Source organism: Actinoplanes sp. NBRC 103695 (assembly GCF_030269485.1).
In the GTDB taxonomy this organism is placed as follows: domain Bacteria; phylum Actinomycetota; class Actinomycetes; order Mycobacteriales; family Micromonosporaceae; genus Actinoplanes.
This window is the reverse complement of the sequence record NZ_BSTL01000001.1, coordinates 535,345-560,203: the sequence shown is the minus strand read 5'-3', so window position 1 is coordinate 560,203 and position 24,859 is coordinate 535,345. Positions and strand designations below refer to the sequence as shown.

Genomic DNA, 24,859 nt, shown 5'->3' with positions numbered 1-24,859 from the left:
GTCAGCCCGAGTTCGGCCCGAGCTTCAGGTGGCTGGTGATCCGGTAGCGGTCGCCGCGGTAGATCGACCTGGTGAACTCGATGATCCGTCCGCCGCCGTCGCGGGTGGTGCGCTCGAACAGCAGAGCCGGTGAGTGGAGCGGCACGCCGAGCAGCTGGGCCTCGCGGGCGTCGGTGACCGTCGGCTCGGTGGTTTGCACCGCGTCGGTCGGGTCCACCCCGTAGCGTTCGCGCATCCGGCGATAGAGCGAGCCGGAGACGAAGTCCTCGGCGGACATGCCGGGGACCAGGGCGGCCGGCAGCCGGATCTCCTCGAGGGCCATCGGCTCGCCGTCGACGATCCGCCGGCGCAGCACGTGGAGCAGGTCGTCACCCGGGGAGATCCGCAACCGCCGGCCGAGCCGGGCCCCCGCCGGCTCGGTCCGGAAGACCAGCACCTCGCTCGTCCAGTCACCCTCGGCCGGCGGGACGGGCTGCCCGGACGCGGACGGAAGCTCCTGGGAGATCTTGTGCGGGCTGGTGAACGTGCCTCGTCCGTGCTGGCGGACGAGCAGGCCGTCCCGGGCCAGGTCGTCGATCGCCGCCCGGACCGTCGGCCGGGAGACGCCGAGGTGCGCGCACAACGAGCGCTCGGACGGCATGGGATCGCCGGGAGCGCGTAGGTCGATCAGCTCCCGCAGTTTGTCCCGCACCTCGGCACGTCGCACTGCATCACTCTATTGCCACATTCAAAAATTACCAGTGGTAAATATTGACGAGGGCCACTGCGAGGGAGGACGGTACCACTGGTCAGTTCCCGACCGGCCAATCCCCCCACGCGGCAAGGAGCCCACCCCCCATGGGACACAAGCCCCATCGCACCATCGTCATCGGTACGACCCTCGCCATAGCCGCCGTGCCCTCACCGGCCTCGGGATCGCCTCGGCACCGAGCAGCAGCGCCGCGGTCGGCTGCGGAGTGCTGTTCGACGACTTCAACTACACGTCACGCACCGACGCGGCGCTGAGCCAGCGCGGCTGGCGCATCCGCGCCAACGCCGGCGGCCCGGGCGTGCCCGGTGCCAGCTGGCTCGCCGACAACGTGTCGTTCCCGACCGTCGACGGGCAGAAGGTCGCCCAGCTCAAGGCGGCCACCAACGGCACCGCCGGTGGCACGTCGCACGCCGAGTTCTCGCAGAGCAACCGGCGCTTCTTCGAGGGAACGTACCTGGCCCGGATCAAGTTCTCCGACGCGCCGGCGAGCGGCGCCGACGGCGACCACGTGAACCAGACCTTCTACACGATCTCCCCGCTGGCCGCGCCGATGGACCCCACCTACTCCGAGCTGGACTTCTCCGAGTATCTGCCGAACGGCGGCTGGGGCGAGGCGGGCCCGATCAACTACCAGACCACCTGGTACACCTACGTCGCCGACCCGTGGTACGCCGACAACCAGCACAGCCAGCAGGCGAGGAGCATCAACGGCTGGCACGACGTGATGGCGACCGTCTCCGGCGGCCACGTCAAGTACTACATCGACGGCGCGCTGGTCGGCGACCACTCGGGCAAGTACTACCCCCGGCAGAACATGTCGATCGACTTCAACCAGTGGTTCATCGACCTGGCCGGGCACGCCGGTGGCACCAGCACCTACCTCCAGTCGGTCGACTATCTCTACCACGCCAAGCGGCAGGTGCTGAGCCCCGCGCAGGCGACCGCGGCGATCAACGGCTACCGGTCCTCGGGTGCGACCCACACCGACAGCATCGCCACCACGAACGACTGCGACCCGGGCGTGCCGCCGGGCACCGAGCCGCCGCCCGCGTCCGGCGCGACGATGCTGCAGTCCAACTTCAGCGGCCGCTGCATCGACATCCCGGGCGGCCAGCCCAACGCCGGCGCCCTGCTGCAGATGTACGACTGCAACAACAGCGACGCGCAGAGGTGGTCGTCCGAGTCCGACGGCACCCTGCGCGCGATGGGCAAGTGCATGGACCCGGCCGGCGGCGCCCTGGCCAACGGCACGCCGATCCAGCTGGCCGACTGCAACACCAACCCGGTGCAGCGCTTCACCCTCACCTCCGCCCGGACGCTGGTGAACGTCTCCTCCGGGCGCTGCGTGGACATCAAAGACTGGAACGGCAGCAACGGAGCCGCGCTGCAACTCTGGGACTGCGGCGGCACCGCCAATCAGATCTGGGGCCGTCTGTGACCCTTTGAACATGGCGAACATTCACCATGTGCCTATCTGTGATGACCGCCCGATCTCCACACTCCAATATGGTGAGGACGCCGATTCAAGGGAGCCCACATGGCCGGCGTCTCCACCACCTCCGCCGCGGGGCAGGACGGTCAGGCCGCACCTGAACCCCTGATCGGCCGCGGCATGATCGTCCTGTTCATCGCGCTGATCGGCTGCTTCACCGCCTGGGGTGTGGCAGCCGATCTGACCACCCCGATGGTGGCCGGTTTCAAGCGCATCTTCGACATGACCACGTTCCAGGCGTCATTGGTCCAGCTGGCCTATTTCGGAGCGTATTTTCTGCTCGCGCTGCCGGCCGCCTTCATCAATCAGCGGTTCGGTTACAAGGTGGGAATTCTGACCGGGCTCGGGCTCGCGGCGGTCGGCGCGTTCGCGTTCTATCCGGCCAGCCGGATCATGACCTACGAGGCGTTTCTGGTGGCGCTGTTCGCGATCGCCGCGGGCTGTTCGATCCTGGAGACGTCCGCCAATCCGTACGTCCTGTCGCTCGGCCCGGAGAAGACCGCCACCCGGCGGCTGAATTTCGCCCAGGCGTTCAACCCGGTCGGTACGAACATCGGCGTGCTGCTCGCCTCCACCCTGATCCTGCCCGAGCTCGCCGACCCGGTGGACATCGGATCGCTGTCGCCGGCCGAGTTGCACGCGATCCGCGCCGGCGAACTCGGCGCCGTGATGGGCCCGTACCTCGGCCTCGGTTTTGTCCTGCTCCTGATCGCCGTCGCGATCGCCGGTCAGAAGGCGCCACCGATCGTCGAGGAGTTCCCGGACGCGGGTCCGGCCGACGGCGGCACCGGCGGCCTGTTCCGGGTGCTGTGGCGCAGCAAGCGGTACCGCTACGGCGTCGTCGCCCAGTTCTTCAACGTGGCGGCGCAGGTCTGCACCTGGACCTACCTGATCCAGTACGTGCAGCAGGCGCTCGGCGGCAGCCTGCAGAAGGGCGGCGCGTACCTGCAGGTCAGCCTGGTGGTCTTCCTGATCTCGCGGTTCGTGATGACGTGGCTGATCGGCCGCATCCGGCCGACGAAGATCCTCACCGTGCTGGCGTTCCTGGCGGTTCTGCTCTGCGCCTTCGCCATGGTCAGCCCCAACCTGGCCGGGGTGTGTGCCCTGGTGGCGGTGTCGTTCTGTCTGTCGCTGATGTTCCCCACGATCTACGGTGTCGCGCTCCAGGGCCTCGGCCCGGCCACCAAGTTCGGCGCGGCGGGGCTGGTGATGGCCATCGTCGGGGGCGCGATCATGCCGCTGGTGCAGGGCAAGCTCGTCGACTCGACCAGCGCCGCGATCTCGTTCGTCGTACCGGCCGTCTGCTTCGCCCTCGTCGGCCTCTACGCCATCTACGACCTGACAGCCAGGCGGACGGCATGAAGACCCTCTTCCGTACGGCCACGGCCGTCGCCCTGATCATGGCACTGACCGCCTGCGGCAGCGGCGATCCGACCAGCGCGACGAAGGACACCGACCGGCTCGAGGTGATGTCCTGGTGGACCTCCGGGTCGGAGGCGGCCGCCCTGGACACCCTGCTGGCCGCGTTCCGGCAGGCCCATCCCGGCGTCGAGCCGGTCAACGCGGCGGTCGCGGGCGGCGGCGGCTCCCAGGCCGTCGTCGCGCTGGTGAAACGGCTGCGATCGGGCGACCCGCCGGACGTCTGGCAGACCTTCGCCGGCAAGTCGGTCCAGGGCTACGCCGGGCGCGGCACCGTCCGCGACGTCGCCTCGGTGTTACCTGACGAGGTGAGCGCCGCGATGCAGCCGACCATCCGGCAGTCGCTGAACCAGGGCGGCAAGCCCTACGGCGTACCGACGGGCGCGCATCGCAGCAACGTGCTGTGGTTCAACCTCGGCCTGCTCCGGAAGGCCGGCGTGGCGGCGCCGGCCGGCGACTACACCCTCGCCACGTTCCTGACCGACCTGCGCAAGGTCAAGGCGTCCGGAGCCACCGCCCTCTGCCTGGGCGGCAAGGACCCCTTCACCACCGTCGAACTGTTCGAGAACACGCTGCTCAGCGCCATCGGGACGGCCGGCTGGGCCGACCTGGTCAACGACCGGCTCGACTGGCGGGGCGCGGAGGTGCGGGCGGCGCTGCGGTCCTTCGGCGACATGCTGACCTACGCCGGCCCGGAGGCGGGCGGGCTCTCCTGGGACGCGGCGGCGACCAGGCTGGCCACCGGCGGCTGCGCCTTCGCCTCGGTCAACGACTCGGCGTACGGCGAACTGACCGCCGCGGGCGCGCGGGAGGGGCGGGACTTCGGGGCCGCGGCCTTCCCCGGCACCGGCGGCAGTTTCCTCGCCGTCGTCGACGTGTTCGTCGCCGCCACCAAGGCCGAGAACGCCAAGAACGCGCTCGGGTTCCTGGGCGGCGTCAGCACCCCGGCTACGCAGATCGCCTTCAGCCGGGCGAAGGGATCGGTGCCGGTGCTGCGGAACGTCGACGTCTCGTCGTTGCCGCCCTACCAGCAGCAGTCGTCGAAGGCGCTGTGGTCATCGCCGGTCCTGCTGTCCGTGGCGCACGGCGAGGCGATGAGCCCGGCCTTCCAGGAGGGCTTCTACGACGCCGTCTCCACCTACGTACGCACCCGGAGCCCGGACGCCTTCGCCGACGACCTGCGGGAGGCCGTCGCCAACGACACCATCCCGCAGCGTTGAGGTCCTACCCGACGACGAACTCGAAGTCGGTGTCCTGGTGCGCCTGGGAGGTGCCGCCGGGCGTGCTGACGAAGGCGTTGACCCACAGTCGCCGGCGTGGCGCCGGGAAGACCGCCTGGATCCGCGTGTCCGACAGCACCTTGAACTTCGCGGTCAGCTCGCCGATCATGACGCGGCTGGTGCCGGTGAACGCCGTCCCGGTGATGATCACGGTGTTGGCCACCTTGGCGGAGCCCTTGTCGGAGGACAGCCCGGTGATCGCCGGTCGCGGCGGCGTCACGTAGGTCAGCCGGCCGGCGGGCACGACCGGGCTCGTTCCGTACGCGGTCCGCACGGTGACATCGACGGTGCCGGCGCTCTTGCGGGTGGGTGCGACGAACCGCAGCTCGGTCGGCGAGACCACCTTGACCGGCGCGACGGCCACCGCACCGGCCATCACCTTCGCCCCGGTCAGGTTCGTGCCGGTCAGCGTGATCGGCGTACCCGCGACCATCGAGGCCGTGGACGTGCTCAGCGCGGTCAGCGCCGGCGGCGGCTGGTAGGTGAAGGTGGTCGCCGCCGAGGCGGTGCTCGTTCCGGCCGGGTTGGTCACGGTCACATCCACAACACCACCCAGGGGGTACGCCGGGGAGGTGACGACGAGCCGGTTCGCCTCGGCCCGGAACGGCGCGCTGACCGAACCGAACCACACGGTGCTGGTGCTCGCCAGATCGGTGCCGGTGACGGTGATCGTGGCGCCCCCGGCGGCCAGGCCCTGCCGCACCGACAGCCGGCTCACGACCGGCCGGGCCACGCGCAACGGAATCTGGCCCAGGGCCTGCAGAGTCTCGTCGGCCGCCCGGGCCTTGGGCGCGGCCGGCAACGGCTGACCCTGGTACTCGCGCAGACCCCAGTTCCCGTACACGGACATCCGCTCGGCGGTCAGGAACAGCTGGAACGCGCCACCGCCCAGCTCGCGCCACTGCGCCAGGTATCGGGCGTACAGGTCCCGCATCCGCGGGTGCCGGTTCGCGGCCTGGAACAGGCTGACCAGCTTGGTGTCCTTCTGGTCGCTGACGACCAGGTGCTGACCGCCCTCGTAGGCCACCATCGACAATGCGTACTGGTCGGCGAGCGCCTTGGCATCGATGATCATCGCGCGGGTGGCGCCGTCGATCTGGCGCTGGCAGGCCTGCAGCAGCCGGTCCACGCCACCGGACTTCACCCGGCTCACCGCCTTGGCGTCCCACGGCGCGTACTCGTGCGGGTCACCCGGCACCCAGGTGTCGGCGCAGCCGAAGTAGGGTGCCACCGCGACCGCGTCGGCGTACGAGCCGGCCGCCCGGTCGCCGGTGACGTCGTCGCGCCAGGCGAGCATGTCCCGGCTCACGCTGAGGTTGCCGACCATCAGACCCAGGACCTTCACGATCCTGGCGTACGCATCGGCGCCGAACACGTCCTCCCAGATGCGGAAGATCTGCACCGAGCGGCGCGCCTGGAACCGGCCACCGGCCACCCAGTCCAGGTCGGCCAGGTGCAACTCCATCCCCCTGGCCCGCGCCCACTGCGACTGCGGGAACGCCCACGCGGTGTTCCACAGTTCGTTGGAGTACTCGACATAGGCCTTCAGGCCGGGCCTCAGGTGGTCGCGGACGAACTCGGCGAAGTGCCGGACGAAGCCGTCGTCGGCCTGGTGCGGGATGCTGAACCAGGCGTCCGCGCCCACCCGGTTGGCCAGCTCCACCATCAGTTCGGGAGCCACCCCGCGGGTCTGCGTCGAGGAGTCCGCGGTGGGATAGGCGTCCCAGGTGACGTACGGCGAGCCGTTGGTGCGCATCCAGTCCATGAACCGCAGGGTCCGCATGCCGGTGAGGCTCGCCAGGAAGTCCGGGTGGAAGATCTGCCCGGCCCCGGTGAACTCGTAGCCCGGCATCCAGACGTGAATGTCACGCACGTAGTCCGCCGGGTTGGTGCGGGTGATCGCCAGGAACCGTCCCGAGCCCGCGCCGGGCTCGTACTCGAACCGGTTGGCCGTCCGGTTGTACTCGGTGCCGCCACCCCAGAACGCGACGTCACCGTCGCCGTCCCACGTCACCACGTAGTGCTTCCCGCCGGTGCCCGCGGGCCACGGCTGACCGCCGTCCCGGGTGAACATCGGCGTGTCGACGTACTGGCCGGCGGCCAGGCTGGTGACCCAGCCGTGCTGATCCACCGCGAGTTCGGGGCCCAGACCCCAGTTGCCCTTGCCGGCGACGGTGGGACGGCAGTTGAAGGCGGTCCTGCCGGGGCAGGTGGTGAGCTGGCTGACGAACGACCGCGACGTGCGGAACGCATCCACGAACGGGGTCTCGACGGTCCAGTCGACGACCGGCGCGAGGTTGACGCCGAGGCTGGACTGCCCCGCCGCTGGTTGTGCCACAGCCGGGTGTGCGGGCGGGATCAACAACGCGCTCACCAACGCCGCCACAACCGCACCGGCCATCCGACGCCACCACTCGCCCATCAGCCGCCGCTTCCCCTCGTACGCAGGTCACCAGACCAGAGATATCGGTCCGGTGACCCTCGGTATGAGGTCACTCCCCGAATTCCTCGTCCTCCACCTCGCAGGCCATTCTCAGGACCCGATCCAGCAGGGCCGGCTGCAACGGCTCCGCGGCAGGGTCCGGGCTCGCCTTGCCGGCCGGGTCGATGCGGTAGGTGAGGGTGGCCGCCTTCTCCGGCACGGCGGCGTGCAGCGGCCCCAGGCACGAGGTCGCGACCAGCGTGACCGGCACCGGCGCGGACCGCTTCGGCTTCAGGTCGTTCGCCGTCCGGGCCGTTATCCACTGGGGGCCCGCGGCGCCGGGCGCACCGGACCAGACCCACCTGACCGGTCCGCCCGACCGCAGCGCGTCGGCGGGGACGGCCAGGGCGACGCCGACCCGTTCCGCGTTGTCGGACGCGACGGTCAGCCCGACGGTGCCGTCCGGCTTCGGCGCCGGTGTCATCGTGGTCTTCCCGGGAAGCGGCCGCCCTTGCGCGCAGGCCTTGTCGCCCAGATAGTCCAGATCCCGGTCCGGGCTGTTGGGGGCGACGTACGCCAGCGCCACGAACCGCGGCTGCTCCGGCTCGCCCGAGAGACGTGCCGTCCACTTCGCCAGTCCGGACCGGTGGCTTCCCAGCAGGAGCCAGCGGGTGTCCGTCCAGGTCTTGGTGAACGGCTCCTTGACCGGGTCGCCGGCGCAGTAGCCGACGAAGCCGAGGCTGCAGTCCTCCTTGAAGCGGCCGGACTGCGGGAACGACAGGCCGGGGCCGGTGCGGGCGTAGTTGCCCAGGGGCCCGATGGTCCGGCCGTGATAGGGGGTGTTCCAGGTCTGCGCGCCGGAGCAGGCGGCCACCGAGAGGCTCGGCGGGGTGGCCGGCGCGACCAGATTGAGCGTGGCGGTCACCAGGGCGGGAAGAGCGACGACGGCGGCGAACCCACCGACTCGATCGAGCCACGTACCGGCTGTCCCGCCGGCGTCCCGGCCGGCCAGGGCCCAGGACCAGAAGGTCAGCGCCACCAGCGCCGCGATGATCACGTCGACGGCCACGATCTGCGCGGTCCCGAACAGGGCGCCCGTCCACACCGCCCACACCCGCAGCGCGACGACCGCCACCAGAACGGTCAGCCACACCAGGGCGGCGGCCGGCACCCTGGCGCCTTTGCCGGAAGAACGCGAGGAAGTCATGCCCGACTGTGCGGCGCGCGGTCCGGTTCCGGCGATAGCCGGACGTTCGGAATGCGCAGGTCCGGCATGGGAATCCCCTCGACCGTACGGAAGAGACAGTTCACGCCGAGTGGATACTGTGGAAAGTACGGATGCCCGTCGTCGTCCACGAATTTCCAGTAGGTGATGAAGGCGCCCGGCATGGGCGGGCCGACCAGCTCGACGGCGACATCCACACATCGGCCCGGGAGGGTGTCGGCGACCGGCACGAAACGGGGAGCGGTCGGCATCGCGAAATGGCTGATGGCGCCGATGTGGGCGAGCCGGCGGCCGATCCACGGCACCGTCCCGGCGTTGCGGAAACGCCAGACCTTTCTCAGGCGGGCGCCCGGCGGGACGGCCAGGCCGTCGGGGACGGTCACGTCACAGACGAATTCCGACGCGTCGCCGGCCAGCGGATACCCATGATCGTCGCGGCTCGGGCGGTGGCGGGGCGGCAACACCGCCTTGGCGTTCTCGTAGACGATGACGAGCGTGCCGGCGCGGTCGTCGAACAGCGCGTCGTAGAGTTCGACGAGTTCCCGGGACGGGATCTCGCCGCTCTCGGCCGAGTAGAGGGCACTGCGCCGCCACGGCCGCAGCGTGATCCCCGCCGCCTGCAGACGCGCCAGCTCCGCACCCGGCGGATCCCGCGCGAGTTCGGCGACCAGCCGCGAGATCGGCCAGGTGGGCCGGCCGGATTCGTCCTGGCTGCTGACCCGGGCCGTCCGCATCATGGCTCCGAGATTGATCCACTGTGGCCGGTCCGGCATGCGCCCAGTTTGCCCCGCCTCGGTAACGGTTGCCTACTTCTGGCCGAGATATCTGCCTGGAAGGGAAGTTCATGCGGCGGCAGCTCAAGGACCATCCCGGCCCGGACGCTGCCTAGATCGGCCGTGTAGGCGACTACTGCCGATGCGAAGAGGGGGCTCCCGGCCGCACCGTGGTGCGGTGTACGCGACTCTCCTCTATATCGACCTGACGCTCGCCGTCCTCACCCTGGTCGCCGCGCCGATCGCCGGCGTCCGGGCAACCCGCCGCCGGCTGTCTGTCCTCGCCGGCCTGGCCGCGGCACGCCTGCTCGTGGCCTGCTCGCTGCTGACCGGCGGGATGCTGCTGGCGGACACCCGGCTGAGCATCCAGGTGCCGCTGGCGGTCCTGCCCGCCGCCTGGGCGGTGTGGCGACCGAGCCGGACTTCCGCCCACGTGAGCGCCGCGGCGTCGGTGCTGGCCGTCTGGTGGCTGCTCGCCCCGCCCGCCCCGCAGGACACGACCCTGGTTCTCGCGGGTTCGGCGGCGGCGCTGGCGATGATCGGCGGGCTGTCGATCGCGGTCGGCCGCTGGCGCCGGTCGCGTTCCCGCCTGTCCCGGCTCCCGTGGCTGACCACGGCGTTCCTCCTGGTCCCGGCCGCGACCCTGGCGCTCGCCGGCCAGGCGAACGCGGCCGCGACCGCCCACCAGCACGGCAGCGGCCAACTCGATGTCGACCAGCTCACCGGACCGCGCGACCGAAAGCCGGACGTGAGGCTGACGCTGACCGCCGCGCGAGGACCGGTCCGGCTCGACTCCGGCGCCACGGTCGACGGGCTCACCTTCAACGGGACCTCCCCCGGCCCGGAGATCCGGGCGAAGAAGGGGCAGCTCGTCGAGGTGACCCTGGTGAACCAGAACGTCGCCGAGGGCGTGACCGTGCACTGGCACGGCGTCGACGTGCCCAACGCCGAGGACGGCGTGCCCGGCGTGACGCAGGACGCCGTCCCGCCGGGCGGCCGGCACGTCTACCGGTTCGTCCCGACGAGAGCGGGCACGTTCTGGTACCACACCCACCGGGACGGTCTGCTGAACGTCAAGAAGGGCCTCTTCGGCGCGCTGATCGTCGAGGACGAGACCGCGTTCGACGGGCTCGAGCGGACGGCGTTCGCCCACGCGTGGCCCTCCCCCGGCGGCGGCGACGTCGTCGCCCTCGACCGCGGCGACCGGCCCGCGCGCCAGGCGGCCCCGGCGGGTCGCAACGTCCTGCTCCGCATGGTCAACAGCTCCGAGGAACCGCAGCGGATCCAGGTCGGCGGCGCTCCGTTCCGGGTCGCGGCGATCGACGGCAACGCGGTCCTGGACGCCACGCCGATCGAGTCGGAAACCGGGCTGCTGCTCGCCGCCGGCGGCCGCTACGACCTCACCTTCACCATGCCGCCCGGCGCGGTGACCGTCGCACTCGGCGCAAGCGCCGGCGCGAGCCTCACCTTCAGCCCCGGCGGCACGGCGGGCCCGGTCGGGACCACCGGCGGCGGGCAGTTCGATCCGCTGACGTACGGGTCCGGCACGCCGCCCGCCTCCGGGCCCTATCAGCGCTCGTTCGACCTGCGGCTGGACGACGGGTTCGGATTCAGTCAGGGCCGTCTCTCGTACGTCAGCAGCCTGATCAACGGCCGCCTCTACCCCGCCGTGCCGTCCCTCGAGGTGACCCGCGGTGACCGGGTGCGGATGCGGATCGCCAGCCGCAGCATCATCAACCACCCGTTCCACCTGCACGGCCATCGCGTACGCGTGCTCTACCGCAACGGCGAGCCGGCCACCGGAAGCCCCTGGTGGACCGACACGCTCAACATCGCGAGCGGCGAGGTCTACGAGATCGAGTTCATCGCGGACAACCCGGGGATCTGGATGGACCACTGCCACAACTTCCAGCACGGCGCGAACGGCATGATCATGCACCTCGCGTACCAGGGAGTCAGCACGCCCTACTCGGCCGGCCACGACCTGCCCGAGTGAGGCGGTAAAGGGCTGGACGGGATGATGTCCGGGCTTGTAGCTTGCTGCTGACTGTGACACCGCCCGAGGAGGTGAGACCCATGACCGCTGTATCGCTGTGGGTGCTCCCCCTTCCCGTCACGGCCGGGCGATCGACGTAGGTGTCGCCGGGAGCGCCGAAGCTCTCCCGAAAGGCAACACCCATGTTTGATGTGATCATCGCCGGTTGCGGCCCGACCGGTGCGATGCTGGCCGCCGAACTGCGCCTGCACGATGTGCGGGTCCTCGTCCTGGACAAGGAGACCGAGCCCGCGTCGTTCGTCCGCATCGTCGGCCTGCACATGCGCAGTCTCGAGCTGATGGCGATGCGCGGGCTGCTGGAACGCGTTCTCGAGCGCGGTCGGCGGCGTCCGGCAGCCGGCTTCTTCGCCGCCATCGGCAAACCCGAACCCCAAGGCCTCGATTCGGCGTACGCCTACCTGCTGGGCATCCCGCAGCCGGTCATCGTCCAGCTGCTCGAGGACCACGCGACCGAACGGGGCGCGCAGGTCCGGCGCGGTTCCGCGGTGACCGGCCTCGAGCAGGACGACGACGGTGTGACCGTCGAGGTCGCCGACGGGGAACGGCTGCGTGCCCGCTATCTCGTCGGCTGTGACGGCGCGCGCAGCACGGTGCGCAAACTGCTCGGCGTCGGCTTCCCCGGCGAGCCCTCGCGGACCGAGACGCTGATGGGCGAGATGCAGGTGGGTGTGCCGCCGGAGGAGATCGCCGCCACGGTGACCGAGGCCAGCAACACCCACTGGCCGTTCTGGGTCAGGCAGGTCGGCTCGGCGTACAGCGTCGTGGTCCCCGCGGCGGGGGTCAGCGATCGCGCGGCGCCACCCACTCTCGAGGAGTTCCGGCAGCGGTTGCGCGCCGTCGCCGGAACCGACTTCGGCGTGCACTCCCCGCGCTGGCTGTCCCGCTTCGGCGACGCCACCCGGCTGGCCGACCGTTATCGGGTCGGGCGGGTGCTGCTGGCCGGCGACGCGGCCCACATTCATCCGCCCGTCGGCGGGCAGGGCCTCAACCTGGGCGTCCAGGACGCGTTCAACCTAGGCTGGAAGCTGGCCGCCCAGATCCGCGGCTGGGCGCCGGAAACGCTGCTGGACACCTATCAGGCCGAGCGTCATCCGGTCGCCGCGGACGTGCTGGACAACACCCGCGCCCAGATGGAGCTGTCGTCCTCCGAGCCGGGCCCGCGGGCCGTCCGCAGGCTGCTCACCGAGCTGATGGACATCAACGAGGTGAACCGTCATCTGATCGAGAAGATCGCCGCGATCGGCATCCGCTACGACTTCGGCGACGGCCCCGATCTGCTCGGCCGCCGCCTGGGCGACCTCGACGTGAAACAGGGCAACCTCTACGGCCTGCTGCGTCGCGGCCGCGGCCTGCTGCTGGACCGCACCGAACGCCTCACCGCCGGCGGCTGGTCGGACCGGGTCGATCACCTCGCCGATCCCACCGCGGACCTGGACGTTCCGTGCGTGCTGCTCCGCCCCGACGGGCACGTCGCCTGGATCGGCGACGATCAGCGGGACCTCGACGACCACCTTTCCCGGTGGTTCGGCAGGACCGCCCATCGACTCCGCCCCGGCAGGGCCGGCCGAGGTGCTCAGGGAATGGTCGTCCCGCCGACCAGATAGGACGGGGCTGACCTGAACAGCTCCATTCCGGCACGGCAGAAGAACGCCTCACCATACTGTCGTTCCCGGGCGTACGGAATGGAGAGGATTGCCGATCCTGTTGCCTGTATCGGTCGGCACAGGCAATGGGGAGCGAGCGATAACCTGTTGCCTGTGCCTGCTTCTGAAGGGTCTGCTGGCGGCATGAGCATGTTCTGCGATGCCGACCTCGCCGCGCGCATCGAACGCGCCGAGGCGGAGCTGATGGAGGCGACCAGCCGCGCGGCCGGCCGGCGCCGAGGTGACGGGAGCGCGTTCGCACTGGCCCTGGCGGGTGGGGCGGCGACCTTCGCCGAGACGGACTCGCCGTTCAACAAGATCGCGGGGCTCGGGTTCGGGGGCACACCGCCGGACGCGGAACTGGAGCGGGTGGAGCGGGCGTTCGAAGCGGCCGGGTCGCCGGTTCAGGCCGAGGTCGCCACGCTCGCCGACCCGGCCATCGCTGAGCTGCTGACCGGGCGCGGCTACCGGCTGGTGTCGTTCGAGAACGTGCTCGGGCGCTCCCTCACCGACCTGCCGGAAACGGGGCCGGCGGCCGGCATCGAGGTTCGGCCCAGCGGCGAGGACCCGTACGAATCCCTGGTCGCCGACGCGACTGCCACGGCCGACACCCAGGGCGTCCCGTCCCACGAGGACTTCGACCGCGAGGTGCTCGTCAACGCGATGCGCGACCTGGCCGAGTCGGGGGCACGTCGCTGGCTCGCCCTCCGCGACGGCGAGCCGGCCGGTGGCGGCAGCATGCGGATCGCCGGGACGATCGCCCAGCTCACCGGTGCCGCGACCAGCCCGGCCCACCGCCGCCGCGGAGTCCAGACGGCGCTGCTGGCCGCCCGGCTCGCGGAGGCGGCGGTCGCCGGCTGCGAGGTCGCCGTCGTCACCACCCAGCCCGGCTCCCAGTCCCAGCAGAACGTCCAGCGCATGGGCTTCGACCTGCTCTACACCCGCGCCGTCCTGCTCCGGCAGGCCTGAGCGGGCGGGTCCTCAGACGTTCCGCACGATGTAGTTGGGGTCGCCGCGGACCGGGTCGTCGAAGTAGGGCAGGGCCACCGAGTGCATGCCGATGGCGAACGCGCCGTTCGCCGGCGCCCACGCCCCATAAGCCCACGCGGATCGTTTCTGCATCAGCTTGACCTCGCCGGCCAGGTTGGCGGGGACGGCGTAGGCGGTGGCGCCGGCCTGCGAGGCGTTCTCGGGCTTGGTCAGCCATCGGCCGTCGGCGAAGTGCGGGTCGGCGAGGCGCAACGCGCGGAGGGCCTGCCCGCACGCCGCGTGGTCGCTGTGCGGATCGTTCCACCACATGGTGTACATGCCGGGGTGGTCCAGGCCCGCGTCGAGGTCGCGGTTCATCCAGAAAGACATGACCGACGACGCGTACGACGTGCTGATGCCGTCGGGGAGGTCGGCGGAACTGGCGAGATCCATGCCGTAGTGCAGGCGCGCGTCGGGCACCCCGAGCTGGTGCCAGGAGGCCCGCCATTCCCGGGTACGGGCCAGCCCGAACTCGGCCTTCGACAGCGACGAGTAGCCCTCGCGCGCGGGGTCGTGGAAGCCGCCCCACCAGGTGCTGTCGGACGTTGCGCCGTTCAGCTCGCCGAGCACGTTCGAGGTGGATCCGTTGCTCATGAGCACGACGTGGACCGTGCGCTCGGCGAGCACGTGGTGTGCGGCGGCCTGAGCCATGAACAGACAGCCGTCATCCTGATGAGGCTCGAACCAGTAGACGTTGCGGCCGGTCGGATCCCAGTTGATGGGCATGGTGATCTCCAGGTTTGTCGGTGGCGTCCCCGCTCGTTTCCTGGAACGTGAAGTGTGCGGGCTCGCGGCCCCCCGTGGGCACAATTAGATCGGCATAAATGAATTGTCGATCAATAGCGATGCCGGCGTCGCACCAGAACAATTCCGAACGGATCACCACTGTCCCGCAATTGCTGCCCGATGGCTGTCAGGGTCACGACTCGCGAGCAATTCCATGCGAAATGAACCCCGCAGGGCGTGTGGTCCCCTCGCTCAGTCCTTCGGCACGGCGGAGGTGTCGACGCACAGGACTCCCCTGTTGCCGTCCTGGTCGGCGATGACCTCTCGTCGCTGGGAGATCCGTGACCCTGGGCCTCGGGATTCCCGGTCAGCAGGGCGGCCCGGACCGGGGCGATGGTCGCGGAGTGCGCCGTGTCGAGGCCGAGTTCGATCATGCTCACCGCGGCGGGCCGGTGTCGTGTCGCGGTGGACGGCGTCGTCACTGACCAGCCGGAGGTCAGAGGGGCAGCCACTCCGTGCTCGTGGTGATCTCGGCCAGGACCTCCGGCAAGGGGTCGATCCCGATGCCGGGCGCGGCCGGGACCGGCAGGTGGCCGTCGGCCAGCACGAACGGCTCGGTGACATCCGTGCGGTAGTAGCGGCCGGACGCCGACGTGTCGCCGGGCAGGGTGAAGCCGGGCAGGGCCGCCAGCGCCACGTTGGCCGCCCTGCCCAGGCCGGTCTCCAGCATGCCGCCGCACCAGACCGGGATCCCGGACGCCTGGCAGACGTCGTGGATGCGGCGGGCCTCCAGGTAGCCGCCCACCCGGCCGGGCTTGATGTTGACGATGGAGCACGCGCCCAGCCGGATGGCGTCGGCCGCGGCCTTGGCCGAGACGATCGACTCGTCCAGGCAGATCGGGGTGCGGACCTGCCTGGCCAGGTCGGCGTGGCCGAGGATGTCCTCCTCGTCCAGCGGCTGCTCGATCAGCAGCAGGTCGAACGGGTCCAGGGCGGCCAGCACGGCGGCGTCCGCGCGGGTGTACGCCGTGTTCGCGTCGACCTGCAGCAGGACCTCGTCGCCGAAGCGTTCGCGGACGGCCCGGACCGGCTCCACGTCCCAGCCGGGTTCGATCTTGAGCTTGATGCGGACGTAGCCCTCGTCGATGTAGCCCTGCACCGACTCCAGCAGCTCCGGGATCGAGTTCATGATGCCCACCGACACGCCGCACGGCACACGGTCGTGGACGGCGCCCAGCTCGCGGGCGAAGGACCGGCCCGCCGCGCGGAGCTCGGCGTCCAGCACCGCGGTCTCCAGCGCGGCCTTCGCCATCCGGTGACCCTTGAAGCGGTGCAGCGCCGGCGCCACCGCGGTCCCGTCGGCCTCGGGGCGGGCACCCAGCGCCGGCACCAGGTAACGGCGCAACACGTCGGCGGCGGCCTCCACGTACTCGCTGGAGTAGAGCGGGTCGGACATGGCCACGCACTCGCCCCAGCCCGCGGCCTCGTCGCCGACCGCGCGGAGCAGCAGGATGTCCCGCTCCGTCTCGGTGCCGAACGACGTACGGAACGGCGCCACCAGCGGCATGCGGATGCGACGCAGTTCGATGCCGGTGAGCTTCACTCGGGGCCTCCTCGACGGACGACGTACCAACCTGAGCGGTCGAACCCTGGCACGGCCGCCCCGGACGCGAACAGTGGCTCGAGAACGTCGCGGACCGCCGTACGCCAAAGCCTCGCGCACTCAGGGTCCGCCTTGCGCAAACTCTCGATGTCACGGGGCGCCGCCACCAGCACCGTATCGCCGTCGACGCGGCCGGGCAGCGGTTCCCCGGACGGCGACCGGTCCAGGCCCACCACCGCGCCGGCCCTGCGCAGGGTCGCGACGTCCCAGCGAGGGGCCACCCCCGCGACGGCACGGTCGACCCGGGGCGCGGTCAGTTCCCAGCGCAGCAGCAGCCGATCGGTGTCGTCGCCGCCGTTGATGCCGTCGTGCATGCTGCCGTAGAAGTTCGGCAGGTACTGCACGGGCACGCCGCCCAGCTTGGCCAGGTTGAACCAGGCGTTGCGGGCGACCAGCGGGTCGAACGTCCAGGTGACCACGTCGACGCCGTGGCGCAGGCACCAGGCGCGCTGGTGCAGCTTGAGGGCCAGGCCCACGCTGCGGCCCATCGCCCGGCCGGCCACCCCGGCGATGTGGCTGTGCAGCTCGCGCTGGGCGGGCGGGGCGAAGAAGCCGGCGCAGGCGCCGACCATGCCGGAGTCGTCGAAGGCGGCGGCCACGTAGTTCCCGGCCTTGCTCAGGGCCCGCAGGAGCTCGGCGGTCATCGGGCGGTTCGCCGGATCGGGCTGCCAGATGTCGTCGAAGAGCCGCTGGGCGGCGTGCAGATCGTCAAGATCGGACAGGATGCGTACGTGGACGTTCGCGGCCGCCGCGGCCACCTCGGCGTCGGCTGCGGCGTCCTCGGCGCGAACCAGCAGATCCACGGCGGTCACCAGCCCGGGGACGCGGCACGCACGGGACGCAGCGGCGCCAGCAGGTCGGCGGTCAGCGTGGCCACCAGGGCGGCCCGGCGGGGCAGCTCGGCCACGATCACGTGCTCGTCGTCGGCGTGCGCCCCACCGCCCACGGCACCGAGACCGTCCAGCGTCGGCGTACCCACGCCTGCCGTGAAGTTGCCGTCGGAGGCGCCACCCACCGCGGCCTGGCCGGGCGAGGGAAGGCCGAGCCGATGGGCCGCGGCGACCGCCTGGTCGTAGAGCGCGGCCGCCGGTTCCATCGGCGGGCGGTTGGGGCCGCCCTCGACGATCAGCCGCGCGCCGGGCAGCACCGGGCGCAGGGCGTGCATCGCGGCGTCCACCCGCCGCTGCTCGTCCAGGGTGCGGATGCGGACGTCCACCGCGAAGTCGCCGGCGGCGGGCACCGTGTTGGTGGTCGTACCCGAGGTCATCCGGGTGGGGACGACCGTGGTGCCCTCGCCGTCGTCGGCGAGCGCGCGCACCGCGAGGATCTGGTGGGCCAGCTCCACCGAGGCGTTCACCCCGCGTTCGGGTTCCAGGCCGGCGTGCGCGGCGCGGCCCTCCGCGCGTACGCGATAGAGCGACACCCCCTTGCGCTCGGTCTTGAGCGCGCCCCCGTCCGCCGACGCCTCCAGCACCAGGGCGGCGGCGCAGCCGGCCGCCTCCGCCTCGATCAGCTCGCGCGAATCCGGGGAGCCCAGCTCCTCGTCGCCGGTGACCAGCACCGTGACGCCCGTGCGGTCGGGCAGCTCGGCCACCGCGTGCAGCGCCTGGATGACGCCGGCCTTCATGTCGAAGCAGCCGGGGCCGCGCAGGATGCCGCCGGTGTTCCGGAACGGGTGGGTGACCAGGGTGCCGATCGGCCAGACCGTGTCGTGGTGGCCGAGCAGCAGCACCCGGGTGGGGCCGTCGCCGAACCGCCAGCGCAGGCAGTGGTGCGGCAGACGGTCCGGCTCGACGCCCAGCAGGCGGGTGCCGATGCCGGCCAGCACGCCGGCGCTGCGGGAGACGGCCGCCTCGTCGTGCGACGGGGACTCGCAGCGGACCAGCTCCTCGATGTCGGCGAGCATCCGCGGGAGGCGGTCGTTCATGCGGTTGAGCATCAGTCGCTCACCTTGGGCGTCGCCCGTACGCCGAAATGCAGATAGCGCTCGCCCGTGGGCAGGCGGTAGAAGACGAGCGGGGTCCAGTTCTTGCTGTTCGGGAGGCGTACGGCGTAGCGGTCCTCGCCCAGCGCGACCATCGGCAGCTCCTGGACCGGGTCGGGCACCAGTTCCGCCAGCGGGCCGGTCGTGGTCATCCGGAGGATCGGGCCGTCCGGGGTCTGCAGCACCTCCTGGCGGGTGGCGGCGCGTTCGTACACACCCAGGTGCGGCGTGAGGTCGCTGTGGACAGGCTCAGAAATTTGTCCGTCGGAGGTGCTACTTTGCCGCCCACCCAGTGCCGGGGTGGGGGTGGCGGCGGGGCCCGCGACCGGCAAGTTGATCTTGAGAGGCCCGGGCATCGCCAGGGACGCGACCTCGGCCAGGATCTCCGTGTACAGCTCCTGGTAGAGGTCCCGGCCGGTGTCCGAGTTGGTGAGCAGCGCGATGGCCAGCCCCTGCGAGGGCAGCACCCGCAGGAACGCCGTCTGCCCGATCGTGGTCCCGTCGTGCCCGATCAGCCGCTGCCCGTCCCAGCCGAACCGGATCCAGCCCAGCCCCCACGAGTCCCCGAGCGTCTCCTTCTCCGGCAGCTCCACCTGGAACGCCGCCATCTGCTCCTTGCCGGACGAGGACAGAACCCCGTCGCCGAGGTGCATCTTCGCGAACGCCAGCAGATCCGCCACCGACGAGTTGATCAGCCCGGCCGGCCCGAGCGCCCGCGGCAGCGCCCACACCGGCGCGACCGCCCCGTCCACGTGCCCGATCGCGGCCCGATGCTTCAGCGCCTCCTCGGGCAACGTCCCGGTCCGGGTCAGACCCAGAGGACCGGCCAGCCGGGTACGCACGGCGTCGTCCCACGTCCCCCCGGTGAGCCGCTCGATGACCAGCCCGGCGAGAACGAACCCGGCGTTGCAGTAGGACCAGGTGACGCCCAGCGGATGGTTCTGGGCCACGTCGGCGAGAAGGTCGACGTAGCGCGCGACACAGTCGTCGCCACGCCCGGTGTCGGTGAACACGTCGCCGTCGATCCCGCTGGTGTGGGTGAGCAGATGCCGCATCGTCACACCGGCGACGGCGAGCTTCAGGTCGGGCAGGACGTCGGTGAGCGGCGCGTCCAGGTCCAGTTTGCCCTCGTCGACCAGCTGCATGACCAGCGTGGCCGTCCACACCTTGCTGATCGAGCCGATCTGGAAGACGGAGTCCGGGGTGGTCGTCACGCCCGTGTCGACGTTGAGCACACCGTGCGCGAGGGTGATCAGCTCGTCGCCGCGCAGGATGCCCAGCGTCGCGCCGGGCACCTTGTGACGCTCGGCGAGAGCGTCGAGCCGGCGCTGCCAGTGCGCGGCGTCCAGCGGCGCCCGGCCACCCGAGGTGTGGCGCCGCACCCATTCGGCGACCCGGCGCCCGTAGTCCATCCGCTGCGACGGCGGACCGTCCACGATGAACAGGTGCGAGGCGCCGGGATAGAGCACCAGCTCCGACGGGACGCCCCGCTCGCGCAACGCGGTGTGCCACTGCTGCGCCTGGCCGGCCGGGCAGCGGATGTCCGCCTCGCCGTGCAGGATCAGCGTCGGGGTGCCGACCTTGTCGACCCGGGCCTGCGGTGACATGGCGGCGTAGCGGTCGGGCGCGTCCCAGGTGCGGGCGTCCAGCTCGTACTTCGCCAGGAACGAGCCGTCGTCGGACGTGCCGGCCATGGCGTTCAGATCGGCGACCAGGCCACCGGCGACCGCGGCCGCGAACGGCTGCTCCTGCGCGGTCAGGTAGGCGGTCATGTAGCCGCCGTAGCTGTAGCCCGTGACGGCCAGCCGCTCCGGGTCGGCGAGACCCTCGGCGACCAGCGTGTCGACCGGCTCCAGGAAGTCGGCGGCGTCGGCCACGCCCCACGCGCCCCGCGTCGCGGTGTAGAACTCACTCCCGTACCCGTCGCTGGCCCGGGGGTTGAGCAGCAGGACCGTCCAACCGTCCGCGACCAGTTCCTGGTGGTAGAGGTGGATGTCGTCGGCGGCGCCGTTCCACGCGTTGTGCGGGCCGCCGTGGATGTCGAGCAGCAGCGGCTGGCGTCCGGTGGCGCCGGGGTCGCGCATCACCCAGCCGTGCACGATGGTCCCGTCCGAGATGGTGAACTCGCGCTCGGTGCGCGGCCACAGCCCGACGTCCTCCAGGCCGTGGCGGGTGAGCACGGTCTCCGTACCGTCGCTCAGGTCGACCCGGACCACCTCGCCGAACGACTCCGGGGTGGTGAGCACGATCGCCGCTGTGCCGCCCGCGACGGAGAGCCCGGCGACCAGCCGCCCGGCGCCGGACACGACCGGCCGCGGGATGCCACCGTCGAGGTCGACGGCGTAGAGGTGGGTGCAGCCCCGGTCGCGGACACAGAAGAGCACGGTGCGGCCGTCGTCGGCGAACGTCGGCAGCGCACCCGGGTAGCCGGGACCGCCGGGCATCACGTTGCGGTCCAGCGGGGCGGCCAGGTCGGTCACCGGGCCACCGTCGAGCGGCACGCGCAGCAGCCCGGCGTGCCCGACCGGCGGCCCGTCCATCCCCACGACCAGCAGCGCCGAGCCGTCCGGCGTCCAGGTGACCGGCCCGCCGAAGCCGTCCGCGAGCCCGGCGACGCGCAGGTCTGCGTGCTCGTCGGTGACGTCCAGCAGGTGCACGGGCGCGCGGGCGATCAGGTCGGCGTCCGGTGCGGTGGCGGCGGCGAAGGCGAGCGTCGTCGAGTCCGGCGACCAGGCCGGGTCGCCCGCGTGCCAGTCACCGTCGGTCACCTGCTTGGCGGTGCCGGCTTCCAGATCAACGACAAACACATGCTTGCGTACGCTGCGCAGCAGGCCCGCGCCGTCGGCCTGGTAGTCGACCCGCCGGGTGACCATCGGCGCCGAGTCGCCGGCCTCGGGAGCCCGGTTCACCGGCGCCGCGAAGGCGATCCGTGTCCCGTCCGGGCTCCACGCCGGCGCCCCCGCGCCCAGCGGCAGGTCGGTCACCGCCTCCGGCTCGCCGCCGTCCGCGGGCAGCAGCCAGATCTGCTTGTCACGCAGGAAGGCCAGCCGGGTGCCGTCCGGCGACCAGGCCGGCGAGGTGTCACCAGGCCCCCGGGTCAACCGGCGCGGCGCGGCGTCGCCCGGCCCCGCGATCCACAGAGCGCGGGCCGTCCGGTCGGCCTCGACATCGGCGGTACGCAGCACATACACGACCCGGCCGTCCGGCCCGAGAGCCGGCTGCTCGGGCACCGCAACGTCGCGCAGGTCCTCGATCCGCAGTCGTCGTCCCACGGCGTACCCCCTTCTGGTTCCCGAGCGAAGCCTGCCGGTTGCCGCTTCCGCTGTCTTGGTACGGGAGAACGAGACGGGGCCGCCGTCATCGTCGCTTTCGACGGCCGGACCGGCTTCGACGAGATCCAGCCAGGCCTGGGCATCGCCCCCACCAGGCTGAACCGCCGCCTGACCGCCCTGGTCGAGGCGGCCCGACGGGAGGCCGAGCATGCGGGAACGCTACGGAAGGACCTGAGTGTCGCCGGTTCGGGTTACGTCGATCAGCTGGTTCTTCCCGTCTTGGGGGCAACCCCGTACTTCTGGCCACGCCGCCGGAACGGCCGTCTGCCATCCTCCGCCGATGGACGCGTTCCGCCCGCTTCGTCGCGGTCACCGGCGATCGACCAGGCCCCTGCCCCACCCCGAGCGGATGGACCGGGCGCAGTTGACCCCTGAGGTCCGCGCCGCCTTCCGCACGAATCTGTTCGAACGGGTACTCGGGGAGTGCCTCGAGGACGACGTCCGGGCTGATCTCGCGGCATCCACCCTGCCCCACGAGTTCGTTCGCGAACGATGCCGAAAGGATCTCATCGACAACGCCCACGTGGCGCTCGATCCCATCGACGTCGCCTTGCTCCGGCTGGCGGTCGCCCGAGCCGGGCGAGTCGGCACCGGCCGCCTGGTCTACTTCTGGACACTCACGCGAGGGTGGCGTCTCGTCGTCACGGCGATCGCCATGGCGTTGTGGACCGGCGCGTTCGCCCTGTCCAGCGCGGGCGCCTACGGGCACGGAAGCGCTCGTCCGATTCTTCTCTGGGTCGTTGTGGCGCTCATCGTGGTGGTTCTTCTGGCGGTGTGGCGGCAGCGTGTCGACGGGAAGGATGTACGCCTCTATCTCGTCCAGGTCGCCGCGCTGGCGGCGTTCCCCTGGATCCTGATTGTCTCCGCACTCCGGATCTCGCTCGGGACTCAGCGGGAGTCGGCCGCTTACCCGGCCTTCGTCGTCGCCGCGATGTTGCTGATCGTTGCGGTCTCGACCTGGGCCACGCTGTCCGCGCACCTTCGAGGTGAACCGTGCTGCGGGACGACTGTCAAGAATCTGCCGCTCCAGCTCGTGACGACCGCGGCGGTGCTGATCGGCATAGCTGGACCCGTCATCGGTCTGGTCGTGATCATCAATCTCGACGACTCACCCTTGCGCTTCGACATCGGGTTGCCCGATCCGCTGCTCGCCGTCGCGGCCCTGACGCTGCACATCTTCGATGCCGTGATCGCTGTGCCCGGACGTCGGCGAATCAGGGTCTCCACCGCCGAGGAGCAGTACCGCCGCAGTCGCAGTGCTGCGCTCGCCCAGCTCCGGGAGTCGGTCGTCGTGCCGTACGTCCGGCAGATGATCAGCGACAACCAGCCGTCCTTCGAGACGACGCTCGCGGTGACCCGGCCCGGTGGCCTCAGCCAGTCGTTCGACCCGCTCTACGAGATTCCGACCTCGGCGACCCGGCGCCTGCGAGCCCTGATCAACGGGATGCCGGGAGGCAGCGTCGGCGTGGCCGGACCGCGCGGGGTCGGCAAGTCGACCGTCCTCGGGTCGCTCTGCGAACACGGAAGGCCCGAACCGGGACTCCGCCTTCTGGTCTCCGCGCCGGTGGAGTACTCGCCGCGGGAGTTCCTGCTCCATCTCTACGCGCGGGTCTGCCGCGAGGCCCTGACCTGGCGGGCCGACGGCGGCGAACCACCGGATCCGATCGACTCCGTCCTGTCGGCCCGGTCCAACCGCGTCAACTACGCGATCTCAGGAGTGGTCGGCGCGGGCGCGCTCCTCATCTTCACGACCACCGCGTTCGGCCACGCCCTCAACAACAGCCAGATCCTCGCGGTCGTCCTCGCCACCGCCGCCGTCGCCCTGGCCGCTCAGACCTGGTCACGGCGGCCCACCCGCAAGAGGGGCCTCGCGGCCGGTTCGCTGTCCCTGGAGGCGGCCGCGCGTGATCGGCTCAACGAGATCGAGTACCAGCAGAGCATCTCCGGTGAGTGGTCCGGCACCATCAAGGTGCCCGCCGGGCTGGAGTCGACGCTCAAGCGGGCCAGCGGCTTCGTCCGGCAACCGAAGAACCTCCCCGAGATCGTCGACTCACTGCGGCAGTTCCTGCGGATGATCGCCGCGGAACAGAACCCCGAAGCGACCACGCGCCTGATCATCGGGATCGACGAACTGGACAAGATCGAGAGCGAGGAACGGGCTCAGCAGTTCCTGAACGACATCAAGAGCATCTTCGGCGTGCCTGGCTGGCATTTCCTGGTCTCGGTGTCCGAGGACGCGATGGCCTCGTTCGAGCGGCGGGGTCTGCCGTTCCGGGACGCGTTCGACAGCGCGTTCGACGAAATCGTCAGCATCGACTACCTCTCCTTCCAGGAGTGCTCGGACCTGCTGAGCCGGCGGACCACCGAGATCCCGGTGCCGTTCAAAGGTCTGAGCTTCTGCCTCTCCGGAGGGCTTCCTCGTGACCTGATCCGGGCAGCACGTCAGATGATCACTCAGCCCGACGGCGGGTCGAGGCGCCGCGATCTGTCCAGTGTCGCCCGCCGTCTCGTCACCCGGGATCTGGCCGGCAAGGCGAACGCCGTCACCTCGGCCGTGCGCAAGATCGACGCCGAGCCGATCACCTCGAGCCTGATCATCTGGTGCGGACACGCCACCTTCCACGTCACCACGCCCGATGCCATGGCTGACGCGGTCCGAGAGGTCGCACAGCTCGACCTGAACGCGGAGTCAGCGTTCGCCGACGAGGCCGGCCGGGCGGCGCTGTGCCGCTTGGCGCGAGAGATCGTGTCCTACACCTACTACTGCCAGACCCTGGTTGAGTTCTTCACCGGCCACAGCACGGACGCACGCTGGCAGCAGGCCGTCGCGAAGGGCAGGCGCGGCTTCGACGAATTGGCCCGAACCAGGCGGACCCTGGCGCTCAACCCGCTGGTCGGATGGCATCTGATCAACCGGTTCCGCACCGAGTGGCAGATGGCGACGATCGAAGTGCCGCCGAATCTCGCCGGTGGGTCGCCGGCCGGCGCGGAGCCGAGGTCCGGCAGCGCTCATGCCGCCCCGATCCGGGCGGCATGAGATAACACTTTCCGGGGCCTGCCGAGC

At 71.0% G+C, this 24,859-nt stretch carries 16 protein-coding genes; 7 read left to right on the top strand and 9 right to left on the bottom strand.

The window, feature by feature from the left end; translation table 11 throughout:
* Window position 1: 1 nt before the first annotated feature.
* Window positions 2-706, bottom strand: coding sequence for a GntR family transcriptional regulator (locus tag QSK31_RS02315; RefSeq protein WP_285680413.1), 705 nt, complete (start codon window positions 704-706; stop codon window positions 2-4).
* Window positions 707-956: 250 nt separating this feature from the next.
* On the opposite strand from QSK31_RS02315, the gene QSK31_RS02310 reads away from it, so the two are divergent.
* The 3 genes from QSK31_RS02310 to QSK31_RS02300 all read left to right on the top strand — a co-directional run bounded on the left by QSK31_RS02310 (window position 957) and on the right by QSK31_RS02300 (window position 4,882).
* Window positions 957-2,189, top strand: a complete 1,233-nt coding sequence (locus QSK31_RS02310; RefSeq protein ID WP_285680412.1) for an RICIN domain-containing protein — start codon at window positions 957-959, stop codon at window positions 2,187-2,189.
* A 99-nt stretch (window positions 2,190-2,288) separates the two neighbouring features.
* Window positions 2,289-3,605: an L-fucose:H+ symporter permease gene (gene fucP / locus QSK31_RS02305; protein WP_285680410.1), complete on the top strand. Its 1,317-nt coding sequence runs from the start codon at window positions 2,289-2,291 to the stop codon at window positions 3,603-3,605.
* Window positions 3,602-4,882 carry an ABC transporter substrate-binding protein gene (locus QSK31_RS02300; RefSeq protein WP_285680409.1) on the top strand — a complete coding sequence of 427 codons (1,281 nt, stop codon included), beginning with the start codon at window positions 3,602-3,604 and terminating at the stop codon, window positions 4,880-4,882. Before fucP ends, QSK31_RS02300 begins: the two co-directional genes overlap by 4 nt.
* A gap of 4 nt (window positions 4,883-4,886) precedes the next feature.
* Here the strand turns inward: QSK31_RS02300 and QSK31_RS02295 are convergent, their stop codons facing one another.
* From QSK31_RS02295 to QSK31_RS02285, 3 genes are all read right to left on the bottom strand, one after another.
* Complete coding sequence (locus tag QSK31_RS02295) at window positions 4,887-7,343, bottom strand: IPT/TIG domain-containing protein (protein WP_285680407.1); 2,457 nt, start codon at window positions 7,341-7,343, stop codon at window positions 4,887-4,889.
* Window positions 7,344-7,434: 91 nt separating this feature from the next.
* On the bottom strand, window positions 7,435-8,571 hold the full coding sequence (locus tag QSK31_RS02290) for a hypothetical protein (protein WP_285680405.1): 1,137 nt from the start codon (window positions 8,569-8,571) through the stop codon (window positions 7,435-7,437).
* Window positions 8,568-9,362, bottom strand: coding sequence for an NBR1-Ig-like domain-containing protein (locus tag QSK31_RS02285; RefSeq protein ID WP_285680403.1), 795 nt, complete (start codon window positions 9,360-9,362; stop codon window positions 8,568-8,570). The genes QSK31_RS02290 and QSK31_RS02285 overlap by 4 nt, the downstream gene beginning before the upstream one ends.
* Window positions 9,363-9,540: 178 nt before the next feature.
* Between QSK31_RS02285 and QSK31_RS02280 the strand changes: the two genes are divergently transcribed.
* The 3 genes from QSK31_RS02280 (at window position 9,541) to QSK31_RS02270 (ending at window position 14,030) form a co-directional block, all read left to right on the top strand.
* Window positions 9,541-11,358, top strand: a complete 1,818-nt coding sequence (locus tag QSK31_RS02280; RefSeq protein WP_285680402.1) for a multicopper oxidase family protein — start codon at window positions 9,541-9,543, stop codon at window positions 11,356-11,358.
* Between the two features lie 182 nt (window positions 11,359-11,540).
* Complete coding sequence (gene rox / locus QSK31_RS02275; RefSeq protein ID WP_285680399.1) at window positions 11,541-13,022, top strand: rifampin monooxygenase; 1,482 nt, start codon at window positions 11,541-11,543, stop codon at window positions 13,020-13,022.
* Window positions 13,023-13,205: 183 nt separating this feature from the next.
* Window positions 13,206-14,030, top strand: coding sequence for a GNAT family N-acetyltransferase (locus QSK31_RS02270; RefSeq protein WP_285680397.1), 825 nt, complete (start codon window positions 13,206-13,208; stop codon window positions 14,028-14,030).
* 12 nt (window positions 14,031-14,042) lie between these two features.
* Here QSK31_RS02270 and QSK31_RS02265 read toward each other — a convergent pair whose 3' ends face one another.
* The 5 genes from QSK31_RS02265 to QSK31_RS02245 all read right to left on the bottom strand — a co-directional run bounded on the left by QSK31_RS02265 (window position 14,043) and on the right by QSK31_RS02245 (window position 21,735).
* Window positions 14,043-14,816, bottom strand: a complete 774-nt coding sequence (locus tag QSK31_RS02265) for a PIG-L deacetylase family protein (protein ID WP_285680395.1) — start codon at window positions 14,814-14,816, stop codon at window positions 14,043-14,045.
* A 496-nt stretch (window positions 14,817-15,312) separates the two neighbouring features.
* Window positions 15,313-16,419: an o-succinylbenzoate synthase gene (gene menC, locus QSK31_RS02260; protein ID WP_285680394.1), complete on the bottom strand. Its 1,107-nt coding sequence runs from the start codon at window positions 16,417-16,419 to the stop codon at window positions 15,313-15,315.
* Window positions 16,416-17,282 (bottom strand): GNAT family N-acetyltransferase, encoded by an 867-nt coding sequence (locus QSK31_RS02255; protein WP_285680393.1) that lies wholly within the window; start codon window positions 17,280-17,282, stop codon window positions 16,416-16,418. Before QSK31_RS02255 ends, menC begins: the two co-directional genes overlap by 4 nt.
* A 5-nt stretch (window positions 17,283-17,287) precedes the next feature.
* The gene (locus QSK31_RS02250; RefSeq protein WP_285680392.1) at window positions 17,288-18,406 is read right to left on the bottom strand and encodes a M20 family metallopeptidase; all 1,119 of its coding nucleotides are present in this window, start codon (window positions 18,404-18,406) and stop codon (window positions 17,288-17,290) included.
* Window positions 18,407-18,417: 11 nt separating this feature from the next.
* Complete coding sequence (locus tag QSK31_RS02245; RefSeq protein WP_285680391.1) at window positions 18,418-21,735, bottom strand: serine hydrolase; 3,318 nt, start codon at window positions 21,733-21,735, stop codon at window positions 18,418-18,420.
* 340 nt (window positions 21,736-22,075) lie between these two features.
* Here QSK31_RS02245 and QSK31_RS02240 point away from each other — a divergent pair, with 340 nt between their 5' ends.
* Window positions 22,076-24,832: a hypothetical protein gene (locus QSK31_RS02240; protein WP_285680389.1), complete on the top strand. Its 2,757-nt coding sequence runs from the start codon at window positions 22,076-22,078 to the stop codon at window positions 24,830-24,832.
* Window positions 24,833-24,859 lie beyond the last annotated feature (27 nt).